This window comes from Pseudomonas sp. PSE1(2024) (assembly GCF_050990555.1).
Classification (GTDB): Bacteria; Pseudomonadota; Gammaproteobacteria; order Pseudomonadales; family Pseudomonadaceae; genus Aquipseudomonas; species Aquipseudomonas aphyarum.
This window is the reverse complement of record NZ_CP158967.1, coordinates 3,183,775-3,205,881: the sequence shown is the minus strand read 5'-3', so window position 1 is coordinate 3,205,881 and position 22,107 is coordinate 3,183,775. Positions and strand designations below refer to the sequence as shown.

Annotated in this window: 15 protein-coding genes; 7 read left to right on the top strand and 8 right to left on the bottom strand. The window is 59.7% G+C overall.

Annotated elements, in window-relative coordinates:
• Position 1 precedes the first annotated feature (1 nt).
• From ABTV87_RS14480 to ABTV87_RS14465, 4 genes are all read left to right on the top strand, one after another.
• Positions 2–736 (top strand): alpha/beta hydrolase, encoded by a 735-nt coding sequence (locus ABTV87_RS14480; RefSeq protein WP_085603784.1) that lies wholly within the window; start codon positions 2–4, stop codon positions 734–736.
• Positions 737–1,532: 796 nt separating this feature from the next.
• Positions 1,533–2,786 (top strand): multidrug efflux RND transporter periplasmic adaptor subunit MexE, encoded by a 1,254-nt coding sequence (gene mexE / locus ABTV87_RS14475; protein ID WP_433899820.1) that lies wholly within the window; start codon positions 1,533–1,535, stop codon positions 2,784–2,786.
• Between the two features lie 15 nt (positions 2,787–2,801).
• Positions 2,802–5,993, top strand: coding sequence for an efflux RND transporter permease subunit (locus tag ABTV87_RS14470; RefSeq protein ID WP_085603791.1), 3,192 nt, complete (start codon positions 2,802–2,804; stop codon positions 5,991–5,993).
• The gene (locus ABTV87_RS14465; protein WP_127798089.1) at positions 5,990–7,411 is read left to right on the top strand and encodes an efflux transporter outer membrane subunit; all 1,422 of its coding nucleotides are present in this window, start codon (positions 5,990–5,992) and stop codon (positions 7,409–7,411) included. The genes ABTV87_RS14470 and ABTV87_RS14465 overlap by 4 nt, the downstream gene beginning before the upstream one ends.
• 59 nt (positions 7,412–7,470) lie before the next feature.
• Here the strand turns inward: ABTV87_RS14465 and ABTV87_RS14460 are convergent, their stop codons facing one another.
• The 3 genes from ABTV87_RS14460 to ABTV87_RS14450 are packed head-to-tail and all read right to left on the bottom strand — an operon-like array spanning position 7,471 to position 10,781.
• Positions 7,471–8,451 (bottom strand): biotin/lipoyl-binding protein, encoded by a 981-nt coding sequence (locus ABTV87_RS14460; RefSeq protein ID WP_085603797.1) that lies wholly within the window; start codon positions 8,449–8,451, stop codon positions 7,471–7,473.
• A 4-nt stretch (positions 8,452–8,455) separates the two neighbouring features.
• Positions 8,456–8,656 (bottom strand): DUF1656 domain-containing protein, encoded by a 201-nt coding sequence (locus tag ABTV87_RS14455; RefSeq protein ID WP_039768281.1) that lies wholly within the window; start codon positions 8,654–8,656, stop codon positions 8,456–8,458.
• The gene (locus ABTV87_RS14450; protein ID WP_433899819.1) at positions 8,646–10,781 is read right to left on the bottom strand and encodes an FUSC family protein; all 2,136 of its coding nucleotides are present in this window, start codon (positions 10,779–10,781) and stop codon (positions 8,646–8,648) included. Before ABTV87_RS14450 ends, ABTV87_RS14455 begins: the two co-directional genes overlap by 11 nt.
• A 192-nt stretch (positions 10,782–10,973) precedes the next feature.
• Here ABTV87_RS14450 and ABTV87_RS14445 point away from each other — a divergent pair, with 192 nt between their 5' ends.
• The 3 genes from ABTV87_RS14445 (at position 10,974) to ABTV87_RS14435 (ending at position 15,328) form a co-directional block, all read left to right on the top strand.
• Positions 10,974–12,029, top strand: coding sequence for a tetratricopeptide repeat protein (locus tag ABTV87_RS14445; protein ID WP_085603802.1), 1,056 nt, complete (start codon positions 10,974–10,976; stop codon positions 12,027–12,029).
• A gap of 129 nt (positions 12,030–12,158) precedes the next feature.
• On the top strand, positions 12,159–13,661 hold the full coding sequence (locus tag ABTV87_RS14440) for an ATPase domain-containing protein (protein WP_433899818.1): 1,503 nt from the start codon (positions 12,159–12,161) through the stop codon (positions 13,659–13,661).
• Positions 13,658–15,328 (top strand): ATP-binding protein, encoded by a 1,671-nt coding sequence (locus ABTV87_RS14435; protein WP_221533317.1) that lies wholly within the window; start codon positions 13,658–13,660, stop codon positions 15,326–15,328. The genes ABTV87_RS14440 and ABTV87_RS14435 overlap by 4 nt, the downstream gene beginning before the upstream one ends.
• A gap of 13 nt (positions 15,329–15,341) precedes the next feature.
• Here ABTV87_RS14435 and ABTV87_RS14430 read toward each other — a convergent pair whose 3' ends face one another.
• The 5 genes from ABTV87_RS14430 to ABTV87_RS14410 are packed head-to-tail and all read right to left on the bottom strand — an operon-like array spanning position 15,342 to position 21,886.
• Positions 15,342–15,719, bottom strand: a complete 378-nt coding sequence (locus tag ABTV87_RS14430; protein ID WP_007954537.1) for a response regulator — start codon at positions 15,717–15,719, stop codon at positions 15,342–15,344.
• 44 nt (positions 15,720–15,763) lie between these two features.
• Positions 15,764–16,978, bottom strand: coding sequence for a hybrid sensor histidine kinase/response regulator (locus ABTV87_RS14425; RefSeq protein WP_085603811.1), 1,215 nt, complete (start codon positions 16,976–16,978; stop codon positions 15,764–15,766).
• Positions 16,972–17,565, bottom strand: coding sequence for a chemotaxis protein CheB (locus ABTV87_RS14420; RefSeq protein ID WP_375747077.1), 594 nt, complete (start codon positions 17,563–17,565; stop codon positions 16,972–16,974). The genes ABTV87_RS14425 and ABTV87_RS14420 overlap by 7 nt, the downstream gene beginning before the upstream one ends.
• Complete coding sequence (locus tag ABTV87_RS14415) at positions 17,562–18,395, bottom strand: CheR family methyltransferase (protein ID WP_085603817.1); 834 nt, start codon at positions 18,393–18,395, stop codon at positions 17,562–17,564. The genes ABTV87_RS14420 and ABTV87_RS14415 overlap by 4 nt, the downstream gene beginning before the upstream one ends.
• Entirely contained in the window at positions 18,395–21,886 is a 3,492-nt protein-coding gene (locus ABTV87_RS14410; RefSeq protein WP_433899817.1) for a response regulator, read from the bottom strand. The genes ABTV87_RS14415 and ABTV87_RS14410 overlap by 1 nt, the downstream gene beginning before the upstream one ends.
• Between the last annotated feature and the right edge of the window lie 221 nt (positions 21,887–22,107).

Genomic DNA, 22,107 nt, shown 5'->3' with positions numbered 1-22,107 from the left:
CATGCCGGCAGAGCAAATCAAACTTCCCAATGGCAATACCGCAAGCCTGTCCGTCACACCGACATTGACAGTCGTGAAAGATCAGACTGTCAAGACGGCCCCCGTTCCAGCGAAGAAGGCTGTTGTCTTTTTCATTGGTGGAGCTGCCGACCAGGAGAAATACTATTTCCAGGGAGCTTTCCACAATATCGATGACGCCCAAAAACTGCTCGATGCAAAAATCGCCGGCAACAAAAAGCTGAAGACGAAATATACCGGACTCCCCAAAAGCTATAAGGATGCAAGGGGCTCCGGCGACATTCAGACTCACTTTATAGACAACATACCCAGTAAATCCTGTCCGGTTTACATCGTTGGTCATAGCCTCGGTGGATGGAATGGCGCACATCTGTCGCAGATCCTGTCCGAGGCCGGTTACACCATTAAATTTTTGGTGACGCTCGATCCAGTGGGTGAAGGTTTTTTTGTATGGCTGGGTTCCGACATCTACTTTTCTGAACCAACACCTGTCGCTGAAACATGGATCAACATCCGGGCGAATGCCAGCAAGCCTGATAATTCTGATGGCGTCGCTGATTTCGGGGAGCGCTGGATAATCGAGGCAGGTCCGACCGTCAATAAAACCATTGATCGACACCATGCCTCGGCTGACTGGATGTTTATTGAGCCTGTTCAAGGGGCCAAGTCCGCCTGCGATCTGATTTTTGATTCAATCAACGGTATCTTCGGCCAATGAACGGACTACGCGGTGTCATTTACCTTGCATTGCTTCTCTGTAGTGGCTGTGTCAAAACGGCCAGCATTCCACCGGCCGATCTCACGTTATCGTCCTTCAGAATGGGTTCCAGTAATCTGTTCACGGCACACTTCAGCTCCACTGTGGATTTGCAGAACGCTTTCAGTGATTACGAACAGTCCAATCAGCTCTCACCGACCCTGATTTGCTCCCTGAATCGAGACACGGAGTTCTCATCCGAGCATCCAATTGCCGTAAAAGCTGAAGGGCGAGTAATCGCCAGCAGTCCAGCCAAACCCAATTACAAGTTTTCCTCCGAACTCATCTTTTACTACACCAACCCGAATGGAACTCAACGCGACTTGAATGACTATGACGCCATCAAGCCGTTGCTCGAGTCGCAAAATTCGATCCCATGCAAAGTTCGGATAACCGCCTATGGGTACGAAGCCTATTACTCGAATACGCTATTGATCCCGTCCAGAGTCATGATTGAGCAGATTTTCAGATAGACGCCAATCGAAGGTCTATTGCCGGCCCTGTCGCAAGGCGGGGTCGGCATTTTTAATCCTCGCGTAATCACCACCGTACAGTTTCACAACCGACCTTTGCGTCTCAGGTAACAGAGAATTGCCCTGAAACCAATTGATAGCCCCCTAACGAAAGGTGCATGCTAGAGGGCTTCCCTCGGGCTTATATCATTCCGAATGATAGTTACCTTCGTGTCATTCGATTCGTTTGCCATCTACCCGCCGAGCATCATCCGCCCATCTTCAATACATTGGCGGATGCATCCATGGAACAATCACTCAAACATTTGCGCTTCCCGTTGGCCATGTTGGCCGTGCTGGTGATGAGCGCGTGCGGCAAGACTCCGGAGACCGCCGCCACCATGCCTGCTGCCAAAGTCAGCGTGGCCAAGGTGCTGGAACAACCGGTCAACGAGTGGGACGAATTCACCGGGCGCCTCGAGGCGCCGGAAACCGTTGAAATCCGTCCGCGGGTCTCCGGCCAGATCGACGAAGTCGCCTTCACCGAAGGTGCGCTGGTCAAGAAAGGCGACCTGCTGTTCCAGATCGATCCGCGTCCGTTCCAGGCCGAGGTCCGCCGCCTCGAAGCCCTGGTTGCTCAATCCCGCGCCAATGCCACCCGCAGTGAAAATGAAGCCGGCCGTGGCGAACGCCTGCGTGCCAGCAACGCCATCTCTGCCGAACTGGCCGACTCGCGCACCAGCGCTGCCCAAGAAGCCCGTGCTGCTGTTGGCGCGCTGCAAGCGCAACTGGATCTGGCCAAACTGAACCTGAGCTTTACCCGCGTCACCGCGCCAATCAGCGGCCGCGTCAGCCGTGCCGAGATCACCGCCGGCAACCTGGTGACCGCCGACACCACTGCGCTGACCAGCGTGGTTTCCACCGACAAGGTCTACGCCTACTTCGACGCCGACGAGCGTGTGTTCCTCAAATACACCCAACTCGCCCGTCAGGGTCAGCGCGGTGCGACCACTCCGGTGTACATGGGCCTGTCCAATGAAGACGGCAACCCGCACCTGGGCCAGATGAACTTCGTCGACAACCAGGTCAACCCGAAAACTGGCACCATCCGTGGTCGCGCCGTGTTCGACAACAGCGACGGCACCTACACCCCGGGTCTGTATGCACGCCTGAAACTGGTCGGCAGCGGCACCTACAACGCCATGTTGATCAACGATGAAGCGGTCGGTACCGACCTCGGCAAGAAGTTCGTGCTGGTGATGGATGGCGACAACAAGACCGTCTACCGCGCCGTTGAACTCGGGCCGAAGATCGAAGGCCTGCGTATCGTGCGCAGCGGCCTGAACAAGGACGACACGATCATCGTCAAGGGTCTGCAACGGGTTCGTCCTGGCTCCCCGGTTTCGCCTGAAGTGATCCCGATGGCCAGCGAGCAAACCATTGCCGCTCTCGCTCAACAACGACAAGCGCTGGAAGCCAGCAACCTGCCCAAAGTCGCACCTGCCAAAGGCGCGTCGGGATCGGTTGTGAAACTGGCTGCTGCGACCCCACGCGGTTAAGGGACGACAACTCCGATGAATTTTTCCCAATTCTTCATTTCACGGCCGATCTTCGCAGCGGTGCTGTCGCTGCTGATCCTGATCGCCGGTGCGATTTCGCTGTTCCAGTTGCCGATCAGCGAATACCCGGAAGTCGTGCCACCGACCGTGGTGGTGCGTGCCAACTTCCCGGGCGCCAACCCAAAAGTCATCGGTGAAACCGTGGCGGCTCCGCTGGAGCAAGCCATCACCGGCGTCGAGAACATGTTGTACATGTCCTCGCAATCCACCGCTGACGGCAAGATCACCCTGACCATCACCTTCGCGCTGGGCACTGACCTGGATAACGCGCAGGTGCAAGTTCAGAACCGCGTGACCCGGACCGAGCCGAAACTTCCAGAAGAAGTGACGCGCATCGGTATCACCGTCGACAAGGCTTCGCCCGACCTGACCATGGTTGTGCACTTGACCTCGCCGGACAAACGCTACGACATGCTGTACCTGTCCAACTACGCGATCCTCAACATCAAGGACGAGCTCGCTCGCCTCGGCGGTGTCGGTGACGTGCAGCTGTTCGGTATGGGCGACTACTCGCTGCGTGTATGGCTTGACCCGAACAAGACCGCTTCGCGCAATCTGACCGCGACTGATGTGGTGACCGCGATTCGTGAGCAGAACCGTCAGGTGGCCGCCGGTCAACTGGGTGCTCCTCCTGCCCCGACTGCGCAAAGCTTCCAGTTGTCGATCAACACTCAAGGCCGCCTGGTCACCGAGGAAGAGTTCGAGAACATCGTCATTCGCGCCGGTGACAATGGTGAAATCACCCGCTTGAAGGACATCGCTCGCGTCGAACTGGGTTCCAGCCAGTACGCCCTGCGTTCGTTGCTGAACAACCAGCCGGCCGTAGCGATCCCGATCTTCCAGCGTCCTGGCTCCAACGCCATCGAAATCTCGAACGAAGTTCGCGGCAAGATGGAAGAACTGAAGAAAAGCTTCCCGCAAGGCATGGACTACAGCATCGTCTATGACCCGACGATCTTCGTGCGCGGCTCTATCGAGGCGGTGGTTCACACCCTCTTCGAAGCACTGATTCTCGTGGTTCTGGTAGTGATTCTGTTCCTGCAGACCTGGCGCGCCTCGATCATTCCGTTGGTGGCGGTGCCGGTATCGTTGATCGGTACGTTTGCGGTGATGCACCTGTTCGGCTTCTCGCTCAACGCGCTGTCGCTGTTCGGCCTGGTACTGGCGATCGGTATCGTGGTGGACGACGCCATCGTGGTGGTTGAGAACGTCGAACGGAACATTGAACTGGGGCTCAACCCTTTCGATGCGACCAAAAAGGCCATGGGCGAAGTGACCGGTCCGATCATTGCCACGGCGCTGGTGCTGTGTGCGGTGTTCGTACCGGCGGCATTCATCTCGGGCCTCACCGGTCAGTTCTACAAGCAGTTCGCACTGACCATCGCGATCTCGACCGTGATCTCGGCCTTCAACTCGCTGACCCTGTCGCCAGCGCTGGCCGCTGTGTTGCTTAAAGGTCACGACGCACCGAAAGACCGCTTCTCGCGAGTGCTGGACAAGATCTTCGGTGGCTGGCTGTTCCGTCCGTTCAACCGTTTCTTCGACCGCGCCAGCCATGGTTACGTCGGTACCGTGCGCCGGGTTATCCGTGGCAGCGGCATCGCCCTCTTCCTGTACGCAGGTCTGATGGTGCTGACCTTCTTCGGTTTCTCCAGCACGCCGACCGGATTCGTACCCGGCCAGGACAAGCAATACCTGGTGGCCTTCGCGCAACTGCCGGACGCCGCGAGCCTGGACCGTACCGAAGACGTGATCAAACGCATGTCCGACCTGGCACTGAAACAGCCTGGCGTGGAAAGCGCCGTAGCGTTCCCGGGCCTGTCGATCAACGGCTTCACCAACAGCCCGAACGCCGGCATCGTGTTCGTGACCCTGAAACCGTTCGACGAGCGTAAAGACCCGAGCATGTCCGCCGGTGCGATTGCCGGTGCCTTGAACGGCCAGTACGCCGGGATTCAGGAAGCCTACATGGCGATCTTCCCGCCGCCGCCGGTACAAGGCCTGGGCACCATTGGTGGTTTCCGCCTGCAAATCGAAGACCGGGGCAACCTGGGCTACGAAGAGCTGTACAAGGAAACCATGAACATTATTGCCAAGAGCCATAACGTTCCGGAACTGGCCAACCTGTTCACCAGCTACACCGTGAACGTGCCGCAGGTCGATGCCGCCATCGACCGCGAAAAAGCCAAGACCCACGGCGTGGCCGTCAGCGACATCTTCGACACCCTGCAGATCTACCTGGGTTCGCTGTATGCCAACGACTTCAACCGCTTCGGTCGTACCTATCAGGTCAACGTTCAGGCAGAGCAACAGTTCCGCCTCGAATCCGACCAGATCGGCCAGCTGAAAGTACGCAACAACAAAGGCGAAATGATCCCGCTGGCGACCTTCATCAAGGTCAGCGACACCTCGGGCCCGGATCGCGTGATGCACTACAACGGCTTCATCACCGCTGAGATCAACGGTGCGGCAGCTCCGGGCTACAGCTCTGGCCAGGCCGAAAAAGCCATCGAGAAACTGCTCAAGGATGAACTTCCGAACGGCATGACCTACGAGTGGACCGACCTGACCTACCAGCAGATTCTGTCCGGCAACACCGCGCTGTTCGTGTTCCCGCTCTGCGTACTGCTGGCATTCCTGGTGCTCGCGGCTCAATACGAAAGCTGGAGCCTGCCACTGGCGGTGATCCTGATCGTACCGATGACCCTGCTGTCGGCCATCACCGGTGTGATCATCTCTGGCGGCGACAACAACATCTTCACCCAGATCGGCTTGATCGTACTGGTGGGCCTGGCGTGTAAGAACGCGATTCTGATCGTCGAGTTCGCCAAGGATAAGCAGGAAGAAGGCCTCGATCCGCTGGCCGCCGTACTGGAAGCCTGCCGTCTGCGTCTGCGGCCGATCCTGATGACTTCGTTCGCGTTCATCATGGGTGTGGTGCCACTGGTGTTCTCCAGCGGTGCCGGTGCCGAGATGCGTCACGCCATGGGTGTGGCGGTGTTCTCCGGGATGCTCGGTGTGACCTTCTTCGGTCTGCTGCTGACCCCCGTGTTCTATGTGCTGATCCGCAATTTCGTGGAGCGCAGCGAAGCGCGCAAAGCGGCCAAGGCGCAAAATCTTCAAAAGCCACTGGAGGCGCACCAATGAGTCTGAAAGTCTTCCTGCCGAGCCTGCTGGTGCTGGCCCTGAGTGCCTGCGCCGTCGGCCCTGACTACAAGACCCCGACGACGGAGGCGGCGAACATCACGTCCGCCACCGACGGCGCCGCCGGCCAGAAGAACTTCGACCGTTCGAAATTCGAAGGCATCTGGTGGCAGCAGTTCGACGATCCGACCCTCAACCAGTTGGTGACTCAATCGCTGCAAGGCAACCGTGAACTGCGCGTGGCATTCGCCCGCTGGAAAGCCGCCCGGGCGATCCGCGACGACGCCAGCAACGATGCGATGCCGACCATCACCAGCCGCGCCAGCAGCGATCTGGCCAAAGGTCAGATCCCGGGTCAGACCACCAACCGGGTCAATAGCGAGCGCTATGACCTGGGGCTGGATATGGCCTGGGAGCTGGACCTGTTCGGACGCATCCAGCGCAATCTGGAAGCCAGCGACGCCGACCAGCAAGCGGCCGAAGCCGATCTGTACCAACTGCAAGTCACCATGATTGCCGAACTGGTGGACGCTTACGGTCAACTGCGCGGCGCTCAATTGCGGGAAAAGATCGCCCTGGCCAACCTGAACAACCAGCAGGAGTCGCGCAAGATCACCATCAGCCTGCGTGACGCCGGCGTTGGTGATCAGCTCGATGTTGAACGGGCCGATGCCCGTCTGGCGTCGGTCGAAGCCAGTGTGCCGCAGTTGCAGGCGGAACAGGCCCGGCAGAAAAACCGCATCGCTACCCTGCTGGGTGAGCGTCCGGACAAACTGACCGTCGACCTGAGCCCGAAAGACCTGCCGGCGATTGCCAAGGCCTTGCCGATCGGTGATCCGGGCGAACTGCTGCAGCGTCGTCCGGACATCCTCAGCGCCGAACGCAAACTGGCGTCGGCCACGGCACGTATCGGTGTGGCCAAGGCCGACCTGTTTCCTCGGGTCAGCCTCAGCGGTTTCCTCGGCTGGACGGCCGGGCGTGGTTCGCAGATCGGTTCCTCGGCGGCCAACGCCTGGGCTCTGGGCCCGAGCATCACCTGGGCAGCGTTTGACCTTGGCAGCGTGCGGGCCCGTTTGCGCGGCGCCGATGCCGATGCCGAAGGCGCACTGGCGACCTACGAGCAGCAAGTCTTGCTCGCGCTGGAAGAGTCGGAAAACGCCTTCAGTGATTACGGCAAACGTCAGCAACGTCTGATCTCGCTGATCCGTCAGAGCGAATCCAGCCGCAAGGCTGCCGACCTCGCTGAGATTCGCTACCGCGAAGGCACCACCGATTTCCTGGTGTTGCTCGACGCCCAGCGTGAACGTTTGAACGCCGAAGACAGCCAGGCCCAGGCCGAAGTGGATCTGTATCGCGGCATCGTCGCGATCTACAAGGCCCTCGGTGGCGGTTGGCAGCCAGAGACGGTCGCCAGCAAGTAACAGTTTTTTAAAGAGCTCCTTTGGTTGGCCGCAACCAACCAAATTTTTTGCCCCGCGTATCATTCGGTCGCGGGGCTTTTTTGTACCTGTCTTTCATGGTTTTCCAGCACGGTGACCGTGGCGGTAGTGCCGGCTCTCAGTCGGTCCTTGCCCGCGTAATCGGGATCGATGCCGATCCGCACGGGTACTCGTTGCGCCAGTTTCACCCAGGTGTAGCTGGGGTTGATGTTGGCCAGCAATCGACTGCCCGGCGCATTTTCCCGGTCAGCAATGGCAAAGGCGATGCTTTGCACGGTGCCGCCGAATTTTTCCCCGCTCATCAATTCGATCCGCACCCGATCACCCTCCTCGATCCGTGGCAGTTTGGTTTCCTCGAAATAGCCGCTGACGTAAAAGGAGCTACTGTCCACCAGCGCCAGCAACGCGCCGCCGGCCACCGCGTAATCCCCCTGACGGGTCAGCAGATTGGTGACATAACCGCTGACCGGCGCTTCGACACGGGTGCGTTGCAGATCCAGTTCTGCCTGGGTCAGCGCGGCAATCGCCAGTTGCACGTTGGCTTCGGCCAGACCGAGATTCGCCTGATTGCGTAACAGATCGGCCTGGGCCACCGCCACGTCGGTGCTGGACTTCTCCCACTCCTCACCGGAAATCGCGAATCCTTGCTTGAGCGTACGTCGCCGGCGCTCTTCACTCTGGCGTTGTTTGAGCAATGCCTCGCTGGCGACAATCGCCGCTTGCGACTGCCCGAGCGTGGCCTTTGAGACCTCCACCGAGCGCTTCGCATGCTCGACGGCGAGGCTGTAGCGCGCCGGATCGATCTCAAGCAGCAACTGGCCCTTGTCGACATGCTGGTTGTCCTGCACCGCCAGTGTGACGATGCGGCCCGAAACATCCGCCGACAGCGTCACCACATCCGCCCTCACCCGCGCATCCCGCGTCCACGGGGCCCGGGTGTAATGTTCCCAGGCGAACCAGCCAAGCACGATTGCCAGCAGCACCACCGCCAATGTCGTCAATCGAGTGAGCAACGTCTTCAAGGTTTCAGGCTCCCATCAGCAATATCAATGCGGCGCATACACAGGCGTACAAGGCGCCTTCGAACAGCGCCTCGTGCCAGACAAAACGCAGGACGCCAAGCCGGCGCAAACCCCAGTCGAGCAGCAGAAAAACCGGTATGGCCAGTAACAAAGCCTGGGCGATGGGTGGCAGGTAAACGCCGCCGATCTCGAAATCAATGGGCAAGGACGGGTTCTCCTTCAGGACGGTTGGGCTGCAAATGCTCGCCATGTCGCTCCAGAAACGACACCACGATCAACAGGGCCACACGCATGCGAAACACCGACCACAAGTGCTCATGGGTGGCGACATGCAAGGCATCCAGCTCATCGCCGAGCGCATGCAGCGTAGTCAGCAACGGTGTCAGGCGCACGTCCGGTCGGCCGGCGACGAAACGGCCGGTCTGACGCAATGCCGTCGACAGCTGCCGACCGAATGCGTCAGTGAGCAGAGTATTGTTCTGTGCCTGTTGCCTGAGCTGGTGCATGGCCACGCCCAGCGCTACACAGGCGAGACTGATTTCATACAAACGCTGCATATCCCGATCATTGGCGGCCGGCAGCACGCCCAGCATCGAGGTCAGGCGATCGACCATTCGACTTTCGAAGGCGAATTGCTGCTCATCGGTGGCCGGACTCTTGGTCAGTTGGTAGACCTGCTCCCGCGCCTCGTTATAAAAGCGCCTGATTCGAAAGGCCGGGCGGAACGGGAAGATCCAGGCATAGACAATCAGAGCCAGCATCGCTGCACTGACATAGGCTCCGGCGAATTCGAACCATTGAATGGCGGTGTTCTGCCCGGTGCCGACGTTCTGCGGACCGAGCATCAGGAAACTCGACAGCCCCAGCCCCATTCCGATACCGGCAGTGGCCGGGCTGGACAGTCCGACCGCGATCACATACAGCAAAGGCGCGAGCAACAAGGCCAACATTTCGAAATCGCTGATCGCCGGAACCAGCATGAATTGATAGAACGCCGACACCAACAAGGCCAGTCCCAGCCCTCGGGCGTAACTCTGCGCGGCAATTAAAGGACGTGGAAATGTCGCCATCAACGAACACAGAATCCCCACCAGAATCATCCCGCCCCGCGCGCCGTCCCAAGCGGTTTCGATCCAGATCAACCCGGCCACCAGCAACGCGCTGAAGGCGCGGATGGCGTTCATCGTCGCGAGGGTAAAATCCAGGTGCAAGGGGCTGGACTGGCCACGGAACATGCAGCTGGCCTCCCGCCCTTCCTGTATCGCGTCGCTCAGTTCGAGAATCTGCTCCAGCTGCTGCAACAGCCGCGCCTGTTCCCAGCGCAATGCCCAGGCCAGCGAGCGCAGGGTTGCACTCATGTCTTCCGTCAGTTGTTCGGCCTTGTAGGCGAGCGCTTCGAATTGCTGTTGCAGCGCGATGAACTGGTGCCGAACCTCGGCCGACAATGAGCGCCCTTGCTGTGCGAGCTGATCAAGAAGTGCCAGCTCCTCGGCGCGCAATTGCTGGATGTCCAGCGGCAGATCGCCCTCCCAGCGCTCGGTGAGCAATTCCCGCTGGTGGCGCAAAGCGGTCAGGCGCGAAGTCAGCAGCATCAGCTGATTGCCCAGCAACAGCACCAGATTGTTCGCACTGCGCAGGCGCGGAGCATCGAAATACAAATGCCGGCGCAGCCCTTCAAGGGCGCTGATTTCCCCCAGCAGCTGCATTTGCCGGCGCTGAAAGTCCGCGTCGCTTTCTTCGGTGCGAAGCACAGCGGCGGCATGGGTGGCGGCGAGCTTGATCACCTGATCGACCTTCGCGAAATAGTTGCGTGATACCGCTTCGGGCCGCGCCGTTAGCAGGCTGACCACGCATACGCACGCCACCGCCAGCAAGGTTTCGGTAACCCGGGTGACCGCCAGCAGAAAGGTGCCGTCCTGATCCGGAATCGCCAATAGCGCCACCACCACGGCGGTATACCCGCTAAGCACGAACGCCTGGGAGCTGGTGTAACGCAACAACGTGCCGCCAGCCGTGCACAGGGCCAGCCATAGCGCCAAAGTCGTGATGAACGGCAACGGCGCCTGGGGAAAGATCGCCATCAGCAGCACTGCCACCACTGCGCCAAGGGTCGTCCCGATGATTTGCCCGAAGCTGCGTGCCAGCGCCATCCCGGCCAGAGGCTGGCTGATGATAACGACGGCCATGATCGACCACTTCGGTTGATCCAGATCGAACAGGAACGCCAGATACAAGGTCAGCAATCCGGCGGCAATGGTGCGCAAACCAAACAGCAGCACTGCCTGGCTGGGGTGGATCACCGCCTTGAAATAAATAAGCAGGGATTGCATGGGTAGCCTCTTCGAAACAACTTCTGCAAGCGTAGACACTGCAAGGAGGGCATGACGGCGAACAGGGTCGACACGAGTTGTAGGTCGATTCAACGCCTGTAGTAGGCCATATCGGGCAGAGGGTTTGACTCACGGCGCGAGCTGACAGAAGCTTGCGACCTCCGCTACAAAACGAAAGTTTCGGAAATTCGCATGCCTCAGTCTCGCCGCTATTTGCTCATCAGCCTCGGCCTTGTGCTGGTCCTCTTCGTGGCCTGGCTGTCATTGCGCAGTACCGCGCCCGTAGTACCGGAAGCGATCAAACATGGGTACAGCGAAGCGCTGGCCGCCGCTCGGGCTGGCCAACCGGGTGCCGCGCGGGTTTTGTATCAGCAACTGGGGCGTCCGGATCTGTCGGTCAAACGGCGTGTCTGGCTGCATGCCGAGTTGCCCAATTACCCAAGCCCGCAGGCCTTGAAGCTGGCGGACGCCGATCTGCAAAACGAGTCGCCGGATGTACGGCTGGCAGCAATCAAAAGCGTGACCGGCCTGGTGCCGGGCGGGCAGCGCAGCCTGCTGCTGGGTCCGTTGCTCGACGATGAAGATCAGACCGTCCGCTTCGCCGCGATCAACGCCCTGCTCGGCTTGTCTCCGGATCAACTGGGCCTGTATTTCGCGCCGCTCCAGCAAGGCATCGACGTGTGGGAACAGGCGCTGAAGGCCCAGCCGGAAAGCGCCGCCAATTATGCGCAACTGGCGCGCCTGTATCTGCACAACGCCGAACTGAAACAGGCACAGGAAGCGCTGGAACAAACCCTGCGCCTCGACCCGGGCAACTTGCCGGCGCTGGTGATGCAGATCGAAGTACTCGACCGCCAAGGCCAGAGCGATGCCGCGCGGCAATTGCTCGCCCGACAATTGAAGGCCCAACCCGATTCGGCTTATCTGCAACACGCGCTGGGCCTCTGGCTGCTGCATCACGATCAACGCGAGTACGCCCTGCTCGGTTTGTCCAAAGCCGTAGAGCTCGAGCCCGATAACAAGGACTACCGCTACGATCTCGCCACCACCCTGCACAGCGCCGAAGAACTGGAAGCGGCGCAAAAGCAGCTGCAGGAAATCGTCCAGCGCCACCCCGCCGACCGCAAGGCGCGGGTGCTGCTGATCAACTACTGGAAAGAAAGCGGTCAGTTGCAGAACGTGCAGATCCTGCTGGCCCAGCTCGAACAGATGAATCCGGACGATCCCTCGCTTCAGCAAGGTCTCTAGCGGCCTTCGCGACACATCCCGCAAGAAAATCGGAACCGCCGTCACGGCAAAAGGTCAAGTAATCAGGCAGTGCCAAAACGGCGCCCGGCGCCCGCTGCCGCGTTTCCCCTAGTCATGAGAGGGCATTTTTTGTCTACATCGAACGCGTTGATCAGTGCAAAAGCCGCCACCGGCATCGAGGGTCTCGACGATATTCTGGCCGGTGGTTTGTCCCGCAGTCATGTTTTCTTGCTGGAGGGCGAGCCTGGAACCGGTAAAACCACAGTCGCGTTGCATTTTTTGCTGGCCGGCGCACGTGCCGGCGAACGTTCGTTGTACATCACGCTGTCCGAAACCGAGCGCGAATTGCGCCAGGGCGCGGCGTCCCACGGTTGGGAACTGAACGAAAACATCGAAATTTTCGAGCTGACGCCCCCGGAAAGCCTGCTCAACGCCGAGCATCATCAAAGTCTGCTGTACTCCTCGGACCTTGAACTGGGCGAAGCAACCAAGCAGATTTTCGAAGTGGTCGAGCGCTTCAAACCCACCCGGGTCGTACTCGACAGCCTCTCGGAAATCCGCCTGCTGGCGCAAAGCTCCCTGCGCTACCGTCGACAGATCCTGGCGATCAAGCATTACTTCGTGCGCTACGACGCCACGGTATTGCTGCTCGATGACCTGACCACCGAATCCCTCGACAAAACCGTGCACAGTGTCGCTCACGGCGTGATCCGCCTCGAAGAACTGACCCCTAACTATGGCGCCGAACGCCGTCGCGTGCGGGTGATCAAGTACCGAGGCCAGAAATACCGCGGAGGCTTCCATGACTTCACCATCATGGGCGATGGCGTGCACGTCTTCCCGCGCCTGGTGGCGGCCGAGCACCGGGGCGATTACCCACGGCTGCAACTGTCCAGCGGCATCAAGGAAATGGACGCCCTGCTCGGCGGCGGTATCGAAACCGGCTCCAGCACGCTGATTCTGGGTCCGGCGGGGACCGGCAAATCCTTGATCACCATGATTTTCGCGGCAGCCGCCGTGGCGCGTGGTGAAAAGGCCGCGCTGTTCATTTTCGACGAAGAACTGGGCCTGCTGTTCGAGCGCATGAATAACATTGGCATCGACCTCAAGGCCCTGCAGGCCACCGGCAATCTGCTGATCGAACAGGTGGATGCTGCCGAGCTTTCTCCTGGCGAGTTTTCCCACCGGGTGCGACGCTGCGTCGATGAAGGTGACATCAAGACCGTTGTGATCGACAGCATCAACGGCTATCAGGCCGCGATGCCGGAAGAGAACGCGCTGGTATTGCACATGCACGAACTGTTGCTGTACCTGAACCGCAAGGGCGCCGCGACGTTCATGACCGTCGCCCAGCATGGACTGGTCGGCGACATGCAGGCTCCGGTCGACATCACGTACCTCGCCGACACGGTGATTCTGCTGCGCTACTTCGAAGCCCTCGGTAAAGTGCGTCGGGCGATTTCGATCATCAAGAAACGCACCGGCAGCCATGAATCGACCATTCGCGAATATCGCATTTCCACGCAAGGCATGACCATCGGTGAGCCGCTGGAAGCGTTCCAGGGCGTGCTGCGCGGCGTCCCCACCTACCTCGGCGCGAGTAACCCGCTGCTCAAGGATGACAACTTGTGACCGTCACCGTACCGCTGTCGGAACGGGCGCTGATCCTTGCGCCCCTGGGTCGCGACAGCCAGGTTGCGCTGATGATCCTCAACGAGGCCGGCTACGGTGGCCTGATCACGCCCGATCTGGCCACCCTGTGCACCGAACTTGAACCCGGCGCCGGGCTGCTGCTGATCGCGGCCGAGGCCCTGAATGGTCCGGAACTCGAAGGCCTGCTGCTGTATCTGGAGCAACAACCGGCGTGGTCGGACTTGCCAATTGTCTTGCTCACCCATCACGGCGGATCCGGACAAGGACCTTCGTCGCAGCTCAGCAAATTACTGGGCAACGTGACGTTCCTTGAGCGCCCTTTTCATCCGGCAACGTTGGTCAGCCTGATTTCCACCGCCCTGCGCGGGCGACGACGACAGTACGAGGCCCGCGACCGCCTGATCGATCTGAGCAATAGCGAGCGACGCCTGCAATCGACCCTCGAAACCCTCGAGCAGCAAGTCGAAGAACGCACAGCGCAACTACGGCACAACGAAGAAGCCCTGCGCCAGTCGCAGAAGATGGAAGCGGTCGGCCAGCTCACCGGCGGTATCGCCCACGACTTCAACAACATGCTGACCGGCATCATCGGCAGTCTTGAATTGCTACGCCGTCGGTTGGCCCGTGGCCGCCTGGATGATCTCGACAGCCTGATCGACCTCGGTGTGACTTCGGCCAACCGCGCCGCCGGCCTGACCCATCGGTTGCTGGCGTTCTCCCGTCGCCAGTCGCTGGACTCCAAAGCCGTGCAGATGAACGAGCTGGTGCAGTCGATGGGCGAACTGCTGCAACGCAGCCTCAACGAAAGCATTCAACTGGACATGCGCCTGCACGAACAATTGTGGGTGGCCGAGGCCGACCCCAACCAACTGGAAAGCGCCCTGCTCAACCTGGTGATCAACGCACGCGACGCGATGCCCGACGGCGGCAATCTGGTGGTCGAGACGGGCAATCAGGTGCTGGATCGCGACTACACCGCGACCTATAGCAATCTTGAGCCCGGTGATTACGTCGTATTGAGCGTGACCGACAATGGTTGCGGCATGCCGGAGAGCGTGATCAATCGCGCGTTCGACCCGTTTTTCACCACCAAGCCAATCGGCCAGGGCACCGGGTTGGGCCTTTCGATGATCTATGGGTTCAGCAAGCAATCCGGTGGTCATGTGTCGATCGACAGCAAAATCGACGAGGGCACCACGGTCAAACTCTATCTGCCGCGCTTCCAGGGCGAATCACTGCCTCACGCGCCAGCGGACACGGAGCAGGCGCCGAACGCCGTGGAAGGCGAAACCGTCTTGATCGTCGAAGACGACCCGGCCGTGCGCGTGCTGGTCAGCGCGGTATTGAGTGAATTGGGTTACGGGTTTGTCGAAGCCGGCGATGCTGACGGTGCCATGCCGATTCTGGATTCGGAGCAACGCATCGATCTGCTGATCAGCGACGTCGGCCTGCCGGGCATGAACGGACGGCAACTGGCGGAAATCGGCCGGCAATACCGGCCAGACCTGAAGGTCCTGTTCATCACAGGTTATGCCGAACACGCGGCGGTGCGCGGCGGCTTCCTGGATCCTGGCATGCAGATGATCACCAAGCCGTTCACCTTCGATCTGTTGACGGCGAAGGTGCGGGAAATGATCAAGAGCTGAGGCGGTTAACGCCTCAGGCCAGCAATTCCTGAATCTTCTCCTGCAACACATCCAGATCGAACGGTTTTTCCAGGATCGGCGCCCGACGGGTAATAGGGCTGCCGGTCTCGCGGATTTCCTGCGGATAACCACTGATGAAGATCACCTTCAGATCAGGGCGCAACTTGACGGCGGGCTCGGCGATCTGCACGCCGGAGATCCCGCCAGGCAGGCGGAAATCAGTAATCAACATGTCCAGATGCGGCTTGCTCGCCAGAATTTCGAACGCCTGCTCGCCGTTTTCGGCCTGCAATACGCGATAGCCCTGGCCTGACAAATAATCGGTCAGGACCATCAGGATCACCGGTTCGTCCTCGACGACGAGTACTACATCTTGTGCATCTACGCTCATGGGAAGCCTTTGTTCGGTCAATAGCTGCTGATACGACCGTGTGGTCACTCAGAGGTTGCGTTTGTTTTGCCGTTTTCCTGGAGCGGCAGACAAACGCGAAACAGGGCGCCCTCGTTGATCTTGCTTTCGACGACGATGGAGCCGCCATGGGCGGCGACGATCTGCTCGGAAATGAACAGACCCAGCCCGAGGCCGGCCACCACCGTCTTGGCAGAGACCCGTTCGAACTGTTGAAAAATGCGTTTCTGGTTCTCCTCGCTGATGCCGATGCCCTGATCCTGAACTTCGACCCGGGCTTCATTGCCTTCGCGATAAACCCGTACCTGGATCGGACTTTTGCCGCCATAACGCAACGCGTTGGTCAGCAGGTTCGACACCACCTGCTCGATACGGAATTCGTCCCACTGCCCTTCCACCGGCTCGGTCGCGGTGAAGCTGACTTCGGTCTCGGCGGCTTCGATCTGCTGGGCGAAATTCTCCAGTAGAGTGCCCACCAGTTGCGCGAGATCGAAGCGACTCGGTCGGATCGACAGCTTGCCGGTGCGGATCCGCGACACGTCGAGCATGTCCTCGATCAGGCGGATCAGGCTTTTGATCTGGCGCTCGTCGCGGTCGACCATGGCGTGCATCTTGTCGAGGGTGAAAGCGGCGGCGTTGTCCCGGGCCAGGTGCATCTTGCGCAGTTGGGTTTCGAGGATAAGGCCGTTGAGCGGCGTGCGCACTTCGTGGGCGACGATCGACATGAAATCGTCACGCATGCGCACCGCCTGCTCCAGTTCGCCCTGGGTGCTTTGCAGTTGCTGCAACAGCGCTTCCTGCTCGCGACGGCTCTGCTCGAGGGCTTCGACCTGTTGCTTCATCGCCTTGCTCTGGCGGTACAGGTCGACGAAGACGTTGACCTTGCTCTTCACCGCGTGGATATCCAGCGGCTTGTGCAGGAAATCCACCGCACCGCTTTCATAGCCCTTGAACGCGTAATTGAGTTCACGGCCGGCGGCGCTGACAAAGATGATCGGGATGTTCTTGGTTTTCTCGGTGCCACGCATCAGCTCGGCCAGCTCGAAGCCGTTCATGCCAGGCATCTGCACGTCGAGGATGGCCATGGCGAATTCGTGTTGCAGCAGCAGCGACAGCGCTTCGTCCGCCGACAGCGCTTTGTAGACGGTGCGGTCTTCGCGTTTGATCAGCGCTTCGAGGGCCAGCAGGTTCTCGGGCAGATCGTCGACGATCAGCAGTTTTGCCTGGATATTACTCAGCATGCGATTCGTTCCAGCTCGACAAGCAGACGGCCGATGCCGTGGATGGGAAGTATGTAATCCGGTTGATGCGTCTTCAGCGCCGCCCGGGGCATGGTCGCGACCTGCGCTTCGTCCGGGTCCTGCACGATGGTCAGCCCGCCCTGGCGTTTGACCTGCGCCAGGCCCCGCGCGCCATCGTGGTTGGCGCCGGTCAGCAACACGGCGGCCAGCGCCGGCCCGTAGGCATCGGCGGCGGATTCGAACAGAAAATCGATTGAAGGCCGCGAGTGATGCAGACGGTCTTCAAGGCTCAGCGACAGGCTGAAATCCTGTTCTACCGACAAGTGATAACCCGGCGTCGCGAAGTACACGGTGCCAGGCGTTATGTCCTGCTTGTCGATGGCTTCAGCGACCGGCAGCGCCAGTCGCCGGGAAAACACATCGGCGAGCTGGCTGCGGCGCTCTTCCGGCAGATGCAGGACGATGATGATCGGCAGCCCGAACCCGGCCCTCAATGAACCGAGCATCGTCAACAAAGCTTCGACGCCACCGGCGGAAGCTCCGACCACAATCGCCTCGACACGAGGCAAATCCGCTGCACTGTTCATGATTTGCGGTAGATCCGTTCTTGTTTCACCAGCGGCTCGAACTGGTTGGAGTAGCCGGAAAAGTCCAGAGTTTCCTTGCTGCCCAGTACCAGAAAACCACGATGACACAACGACTCATGGAACAACCCGAACGCTCGATCCTGAAGTTTTTTATTGAAGTAAATCAACACGTTACGACACGAAATTAATTGAGTTTCGGAGAATACACTATCGGTCGCCAGGCTGTGATCGGCGAAGGTCACGTTCTCGCACAGGCTCTTGTCGAAAATCGCGTAGCCATAGGCTGCAGTGTAGTAGTCGGCGAACGAGCGCTGACCGCCGGCCTGCTGATAATTGGCGGTGTAGGCGCGCACGTTCTCCATCGAAAAGATCCCCTGCTTGGCCTTGTCCAGCGAGCGCGGGTTGATGTCGGTGGCGTAGATGATCGTGCGGTCGAGCAGACCTTCTTCGCGCAGCAGGATCGCCATTGAGTAGACCTCCTCGCCGGTGCTGCAGCCGGCGATCCAGATCTTGATCGACGGATAGGTCTTGAGCAGCGGCACCACCTCCTGGCGGATCGCCAGGAAGTGCGACGGATCGCGGAACATCTCGCTGACCGGGATCGTCAGCAATTGCAGCAACTGCATGAACGCCGTCGGGTCGTGCAGGACTTTCTCCTGCAAGGCCGAGATGGTCGCGCACTCGAACTGACTCAACGCATGCTGCACCCGGCGCTTGATCGAGGCGCCGGAGTAATCGCGAAAGTCATAGCTGTATTTGAGGTAGATCGCCTCGATCAGCAGCCGCAGTTCGATTTCACTGTTTCGTTCAACGGGATTACTACGTTCCACTAAATGCGTTCCATCTTCGGTAACCACACGCGAATCAGCGAGAACAGGCGATCCAGGTCGATGGGCTTGGCCAGGTAATCATTGGCGCCCGCCTGCAGGCAGCGTTCCTGATCGTCCTTCATGGCCTTGGCCGTCACCGCGATGATCGGCAGCTTGCGCCAGCGCGGATCCTTGCGGATTTCCATGGTGGCTTCAAAACCATCCATTTCCGGCATCATCACGTCCATCAGCACCAGGTCGATGTCCTCGACTTCATTCAGTTTTTCAATCGCTTCACGACCGTTACGGCCGATCACCACGACTGCACCCTTGGTTTCCAGCGCGCTGGTCAGGGCGAAGATGTTGCGCACATCGTCGTCCACCAGCAGAACTTTGCGACCTTCGAAGACCTTGTCGCGACTGCGGGCGGTCTTGAGCATCTTCTGCCGTTCATGGGACAACTGCGATTCGACTTTGTGCAGAAAGAGTGTGACCTCGTCCAGCAGACGTTCCGGCGAGCGCGCGCCCTTGATGATGATCGAGCGCGAATACTTGCGCAGATCGGCCTCTTCGTCGCGGGTCAGATTGCGTCCGGTGTAGACGATCACTGGCGGGAACGAGCAGATGTCCTCGGTGGACATGCGTTTGAGCAGGTCGTTGCCGAGCATGTCCGGCAGCTTCAGGTCGATGACCATGCAATCGAAGATCGTCGTGCGCAGCAGCTCCAGCGCGTCCTGCGCCAGGCCCACAGCGGTGATTTCGATGTCATCGTCGCCGATCAGTCGGGCGATGCTTTCCCGTTGCAGATCGTCGTCCTCGACCAGCAGCACGCGTTTGACCTTTTGGGTCAGCTTGGCTTCAAGACGGGCGAACACGTCCTTGAGCTCTTCGCGGGTGGTCGGCTTGACCGCATAACCGATGGCGCCCATGTGCATTGCCGCTTCGACGCGGTCTTCCACGGAAATCACGTGCACCGGGATGTGGCGGGTTTCGGCGTGTTCTTTCAGGCGTTGCAGGACGGTCAGGCCCGAGTGGTCCGGCAGGCGCATGTCCAGCAGGATCGCGTCCGGCACGAACTCTTTCGCCAGGTCGTAACCTTCATCGGCGCCGTGGGCGACCAGGCACTGATAACCCAGTTCATGGGCCAGATCGTAGAGGATGTGAGCGAAATTCGGCTCGTCTTCCACCACCAGAATGCAACGGGTAGCGAACGGTGCCTTGTTGCGGTCATCGTTGAAACGCGGGATGTCGACAGGCGCCAGAGGCGAAACCGCTGCGACAGGCGCTATGACCGGAGTAGAAGCCGGCGGGCTGAAGGTCAGCGGCACAACCGGCGTGTCGCCCGGCTCGCTGTATTGCTGCGGCAACACCAGCGTGAAGGCACTGCCCTGCCCCGGCGCGCTGCTGACGCTGATCGAACCGCCCAGCAACGTCGCCAGATCCCGGGAGATCGACAGGCCCAAGCCAGTGCCGCCGTATTTGCGGTTGGTGGTGCCGTCGGCCTGGCGGAAGGCTTCGAAAATGCTTTCCTGCTGGTCCTGCGCAATTCCGATACCCGAGTCGCGCACGATGAAGGCGATGCGATCGTCCGGCTGGCCGGCGATGGTCAGACTGACCGTGCCGTGCTCGGTGAATTTCACGGCGTTGGACAGCAGGTTCTTGATTACCTGTTCCAGACGCTGGCGATCGGTAAACAGAGTGATCGGCGCATCAGGCTGCAACTCAACGGTGAACGTCAGTTTCTTGTCCGCCGCCAACGGTTCGAACACGCTGCGCAGGCCGTCGGCAAGGCGCGCGACACTGGTGTTTTCTGGCATCACTTCGAGTTTGCCGGCTTCCACCTTGGAAATGTCGAGAATGTCGTTGATCAGGTTCAGTAGATCGTTGCCGGCAGAATAGATCGACTCGGCAAACTTGACCTGCTCGGCGCTGAGGTTGTCCTGCGGGTTTTCCGCCAGCAGCTTGGCCAGGATCAGCGAGCTGTTCAGCGGTGTGCGCAGTTCGTGGGACATGTTGGCCAGGAATTCGGATTTGTACTTGCTCGAACGCTGCAGCTCTTCGGCGCGTTCTTCGAGCTGCACCTGGGCCTGATTGAGCTCGGTGTTTTTCTGGTCCATGGCGTCGCGCTGCTCGGCCAGGGTCTGGGCCTGTTCGGCCAGTTGCTCGTTGGTCTGTTCCAGCTCGACTTGCTGGGTTTCCAGATGCGCCTGGGATTCCTTGAGAATCCGCGACTGTTCTTCCAGCTCTTCGTTGGCGGTTTTCAGCTCTTCCTGTTGTACCTGCAACTCTTCGTTGAGCTGCTGGGTTTCGGCCAGCACTTCCTGCAAGCGCTGGCGATAGCGCGCCGCTTCGATGGAGGTCCCGATGTTGCCGGCGATCAGCTCCAGCAGTGCAACATCGCGATCGGTAAGCGGCCGCAGGAAACCCAGTTCGATCACGCCGTTGACCCGATCGTCATCGCTGGTCGGCACCACCAGCACGCTGTGCGGCAGGCCTTCGCCCAGACCGGAACTGACCTTGAAATAGTCGGACGGCACCGAATCGAGACGAATCAGCCGCGCCTGCTGGGCAACCTGACCGACAAGGCCTTCATCGCTGTAGATCGATTGATCCTGTTGCTCCTGCTCGCGAGAGAACCCATAAGTCGCCACGCGCTTGAGGCCGCCATGTTCTTCGCGTACATAGAGCGCGGCCACAGCGGTGCCAAGGTACTGGGCGCAGAACTGCAGAATGTTGCGCCCCAGCAGGTTGAGCGTCAGTTGCCCCAAGACCTGCTCTGCAAGCTGGGTCTGCCCGTTGCGCAGCCAGGCTTGCTGCTCCAGACGATGGGCACTGGCTTCTTGTGCCGCCAGGGTCGCGCCATAACTTTGGGACAGGGTGAGCAGATCGCGCCGGCCTACATAGGCCAGCAGACCGCTGATGCCCGCCACGAACAGCAGATAAAGGCTGATACTCCAAATCGTGGTGCGGCGCACGTCTTCGTTGCGTGAGGCGCGCAGCAACTGTTCGGTTTCAATCACATCGTCAAACTGCTTGCGCACTTCATCGGTCAGGCGCTTGCCCTTCCCCGCCTTGACCGCTGCCTTGTAGTCACCGCTGGTGCGTTGCAGGTCGATCATCGATTGCGCATAGGTCGCCCACTCGGCTTGCAACGCCTGAAGGCGGCGCAGGCGATCGGTCTGCGCGGGATTGTCGGCGGTCAGCTCAAGCAAAGTACTCAACGCCACGGCGATGCGCGGCTTGGCCGTCTCGTAAGGGTCGAGGAAATGCTCGTCGCCGCTGAGCAGAAACCCGCGCATGCCGGTTTCCAGGTCCACGGTGAGTTTCACCGCTTCGTTGGCGTTATTGATCACCCGGTCGGTGTGCTCCACCCACTGGATCACGGACAACAGATAAGTGATCAGCGAAATGAAGAACACGGCACTGACGACGCCGACGCCCAACGGCAAACTGACGTTGCGGCTCAGGAGTTTGCGAAACCGTTGCTCATCAACCGAAGACGGAGAGGACATGTGGCAGCCTTGTCGAACTGTTGAAAACCAGGGAGTTTGCCCCAAAACGGCGGCATGGATCCATTTTTCTCACAGTTTTAGTACTGTTTTCCCACAATTGCCTGCGCCGAATCCCAGGCCAACGGTTATCCTTGCCCGCCCGTTTGCGCCTATGCTTTTTTGTATCCATCCGGGAACTTGTGGCTATGCGCCACTTACTCATGCAAGAGCCCGGCATTTTT

Coding starts and splice junctions, on each gene's coding strand:
- ABTV87_RS14480 (WP_085603784.1), top strand. CDS start 2: ATGCCGGCAGAGCAAATCAAACTTCCCAATGGCAATACCGCAAGCCTG.
- mexE (WP_433899820.1), top strand. CDS start 1,533: ATGGAACAATCACTCAAACATTTGCGCTTCCCGTTGGCCATGTTGGCC.
- ABTV87_RS14470 (WP_085603791.1), top strand. CDS start 2,802: ATGAATTTTTCCCAATTCTTCATTTCACGGCCGATCTTCGCAGCGGTG.
- ABTV87_RS14465 (WP_127798089.1), top strand. CDS start 5,990: ATGAGTCTGAAAGTCTTCCTGCCGAGCCTGCTGGTGCTGGCCCTGAGT.
- ABTV87_RS14450 (WP_433899819.1), bottom strand. CDS start 10,781: ATGCAATCCCTGCTTATTTATTTCAAGGCGGTGATCCACCCCAGCCAG.
- ABTV87_RS14445 (WP_085603802.1), top strand. CDS start 10,974: ATGCCTCAGTCTCGCCGCTATTTGCTCATCAGCCTCGGCCTTGTGCTG.
- ABTV87_RS14430 (WP_007954537.1), bottom strand. CDS start 15,719: ATGAGCGTAGATGCACAAGATGTAGTACTCGTCGTCGAGGACGAACCG.
- ABTV87_RS14425 (WP_085603811.1), bottom strand. CDS start 16,978: ATGCTGAGTAATATCCAGGCAAAACTGCTGATCGTCGACGATCTGCCC.
- ABTV87_RS14420 (WP_375747077.1), bottom strand. CDS start 17,565: ATGAACAGTGCAGCGGATTTGCCTCGTGTCGAGGCGATTGTGGTCGGA.
- ABTV87_RS14410 (WP_433899817.1), bottom strand. CDS start 21,886: ATGTCCTCTCCGTCTTCGGTTGATGAGCAACGGTTTCGCAAACTCCTG.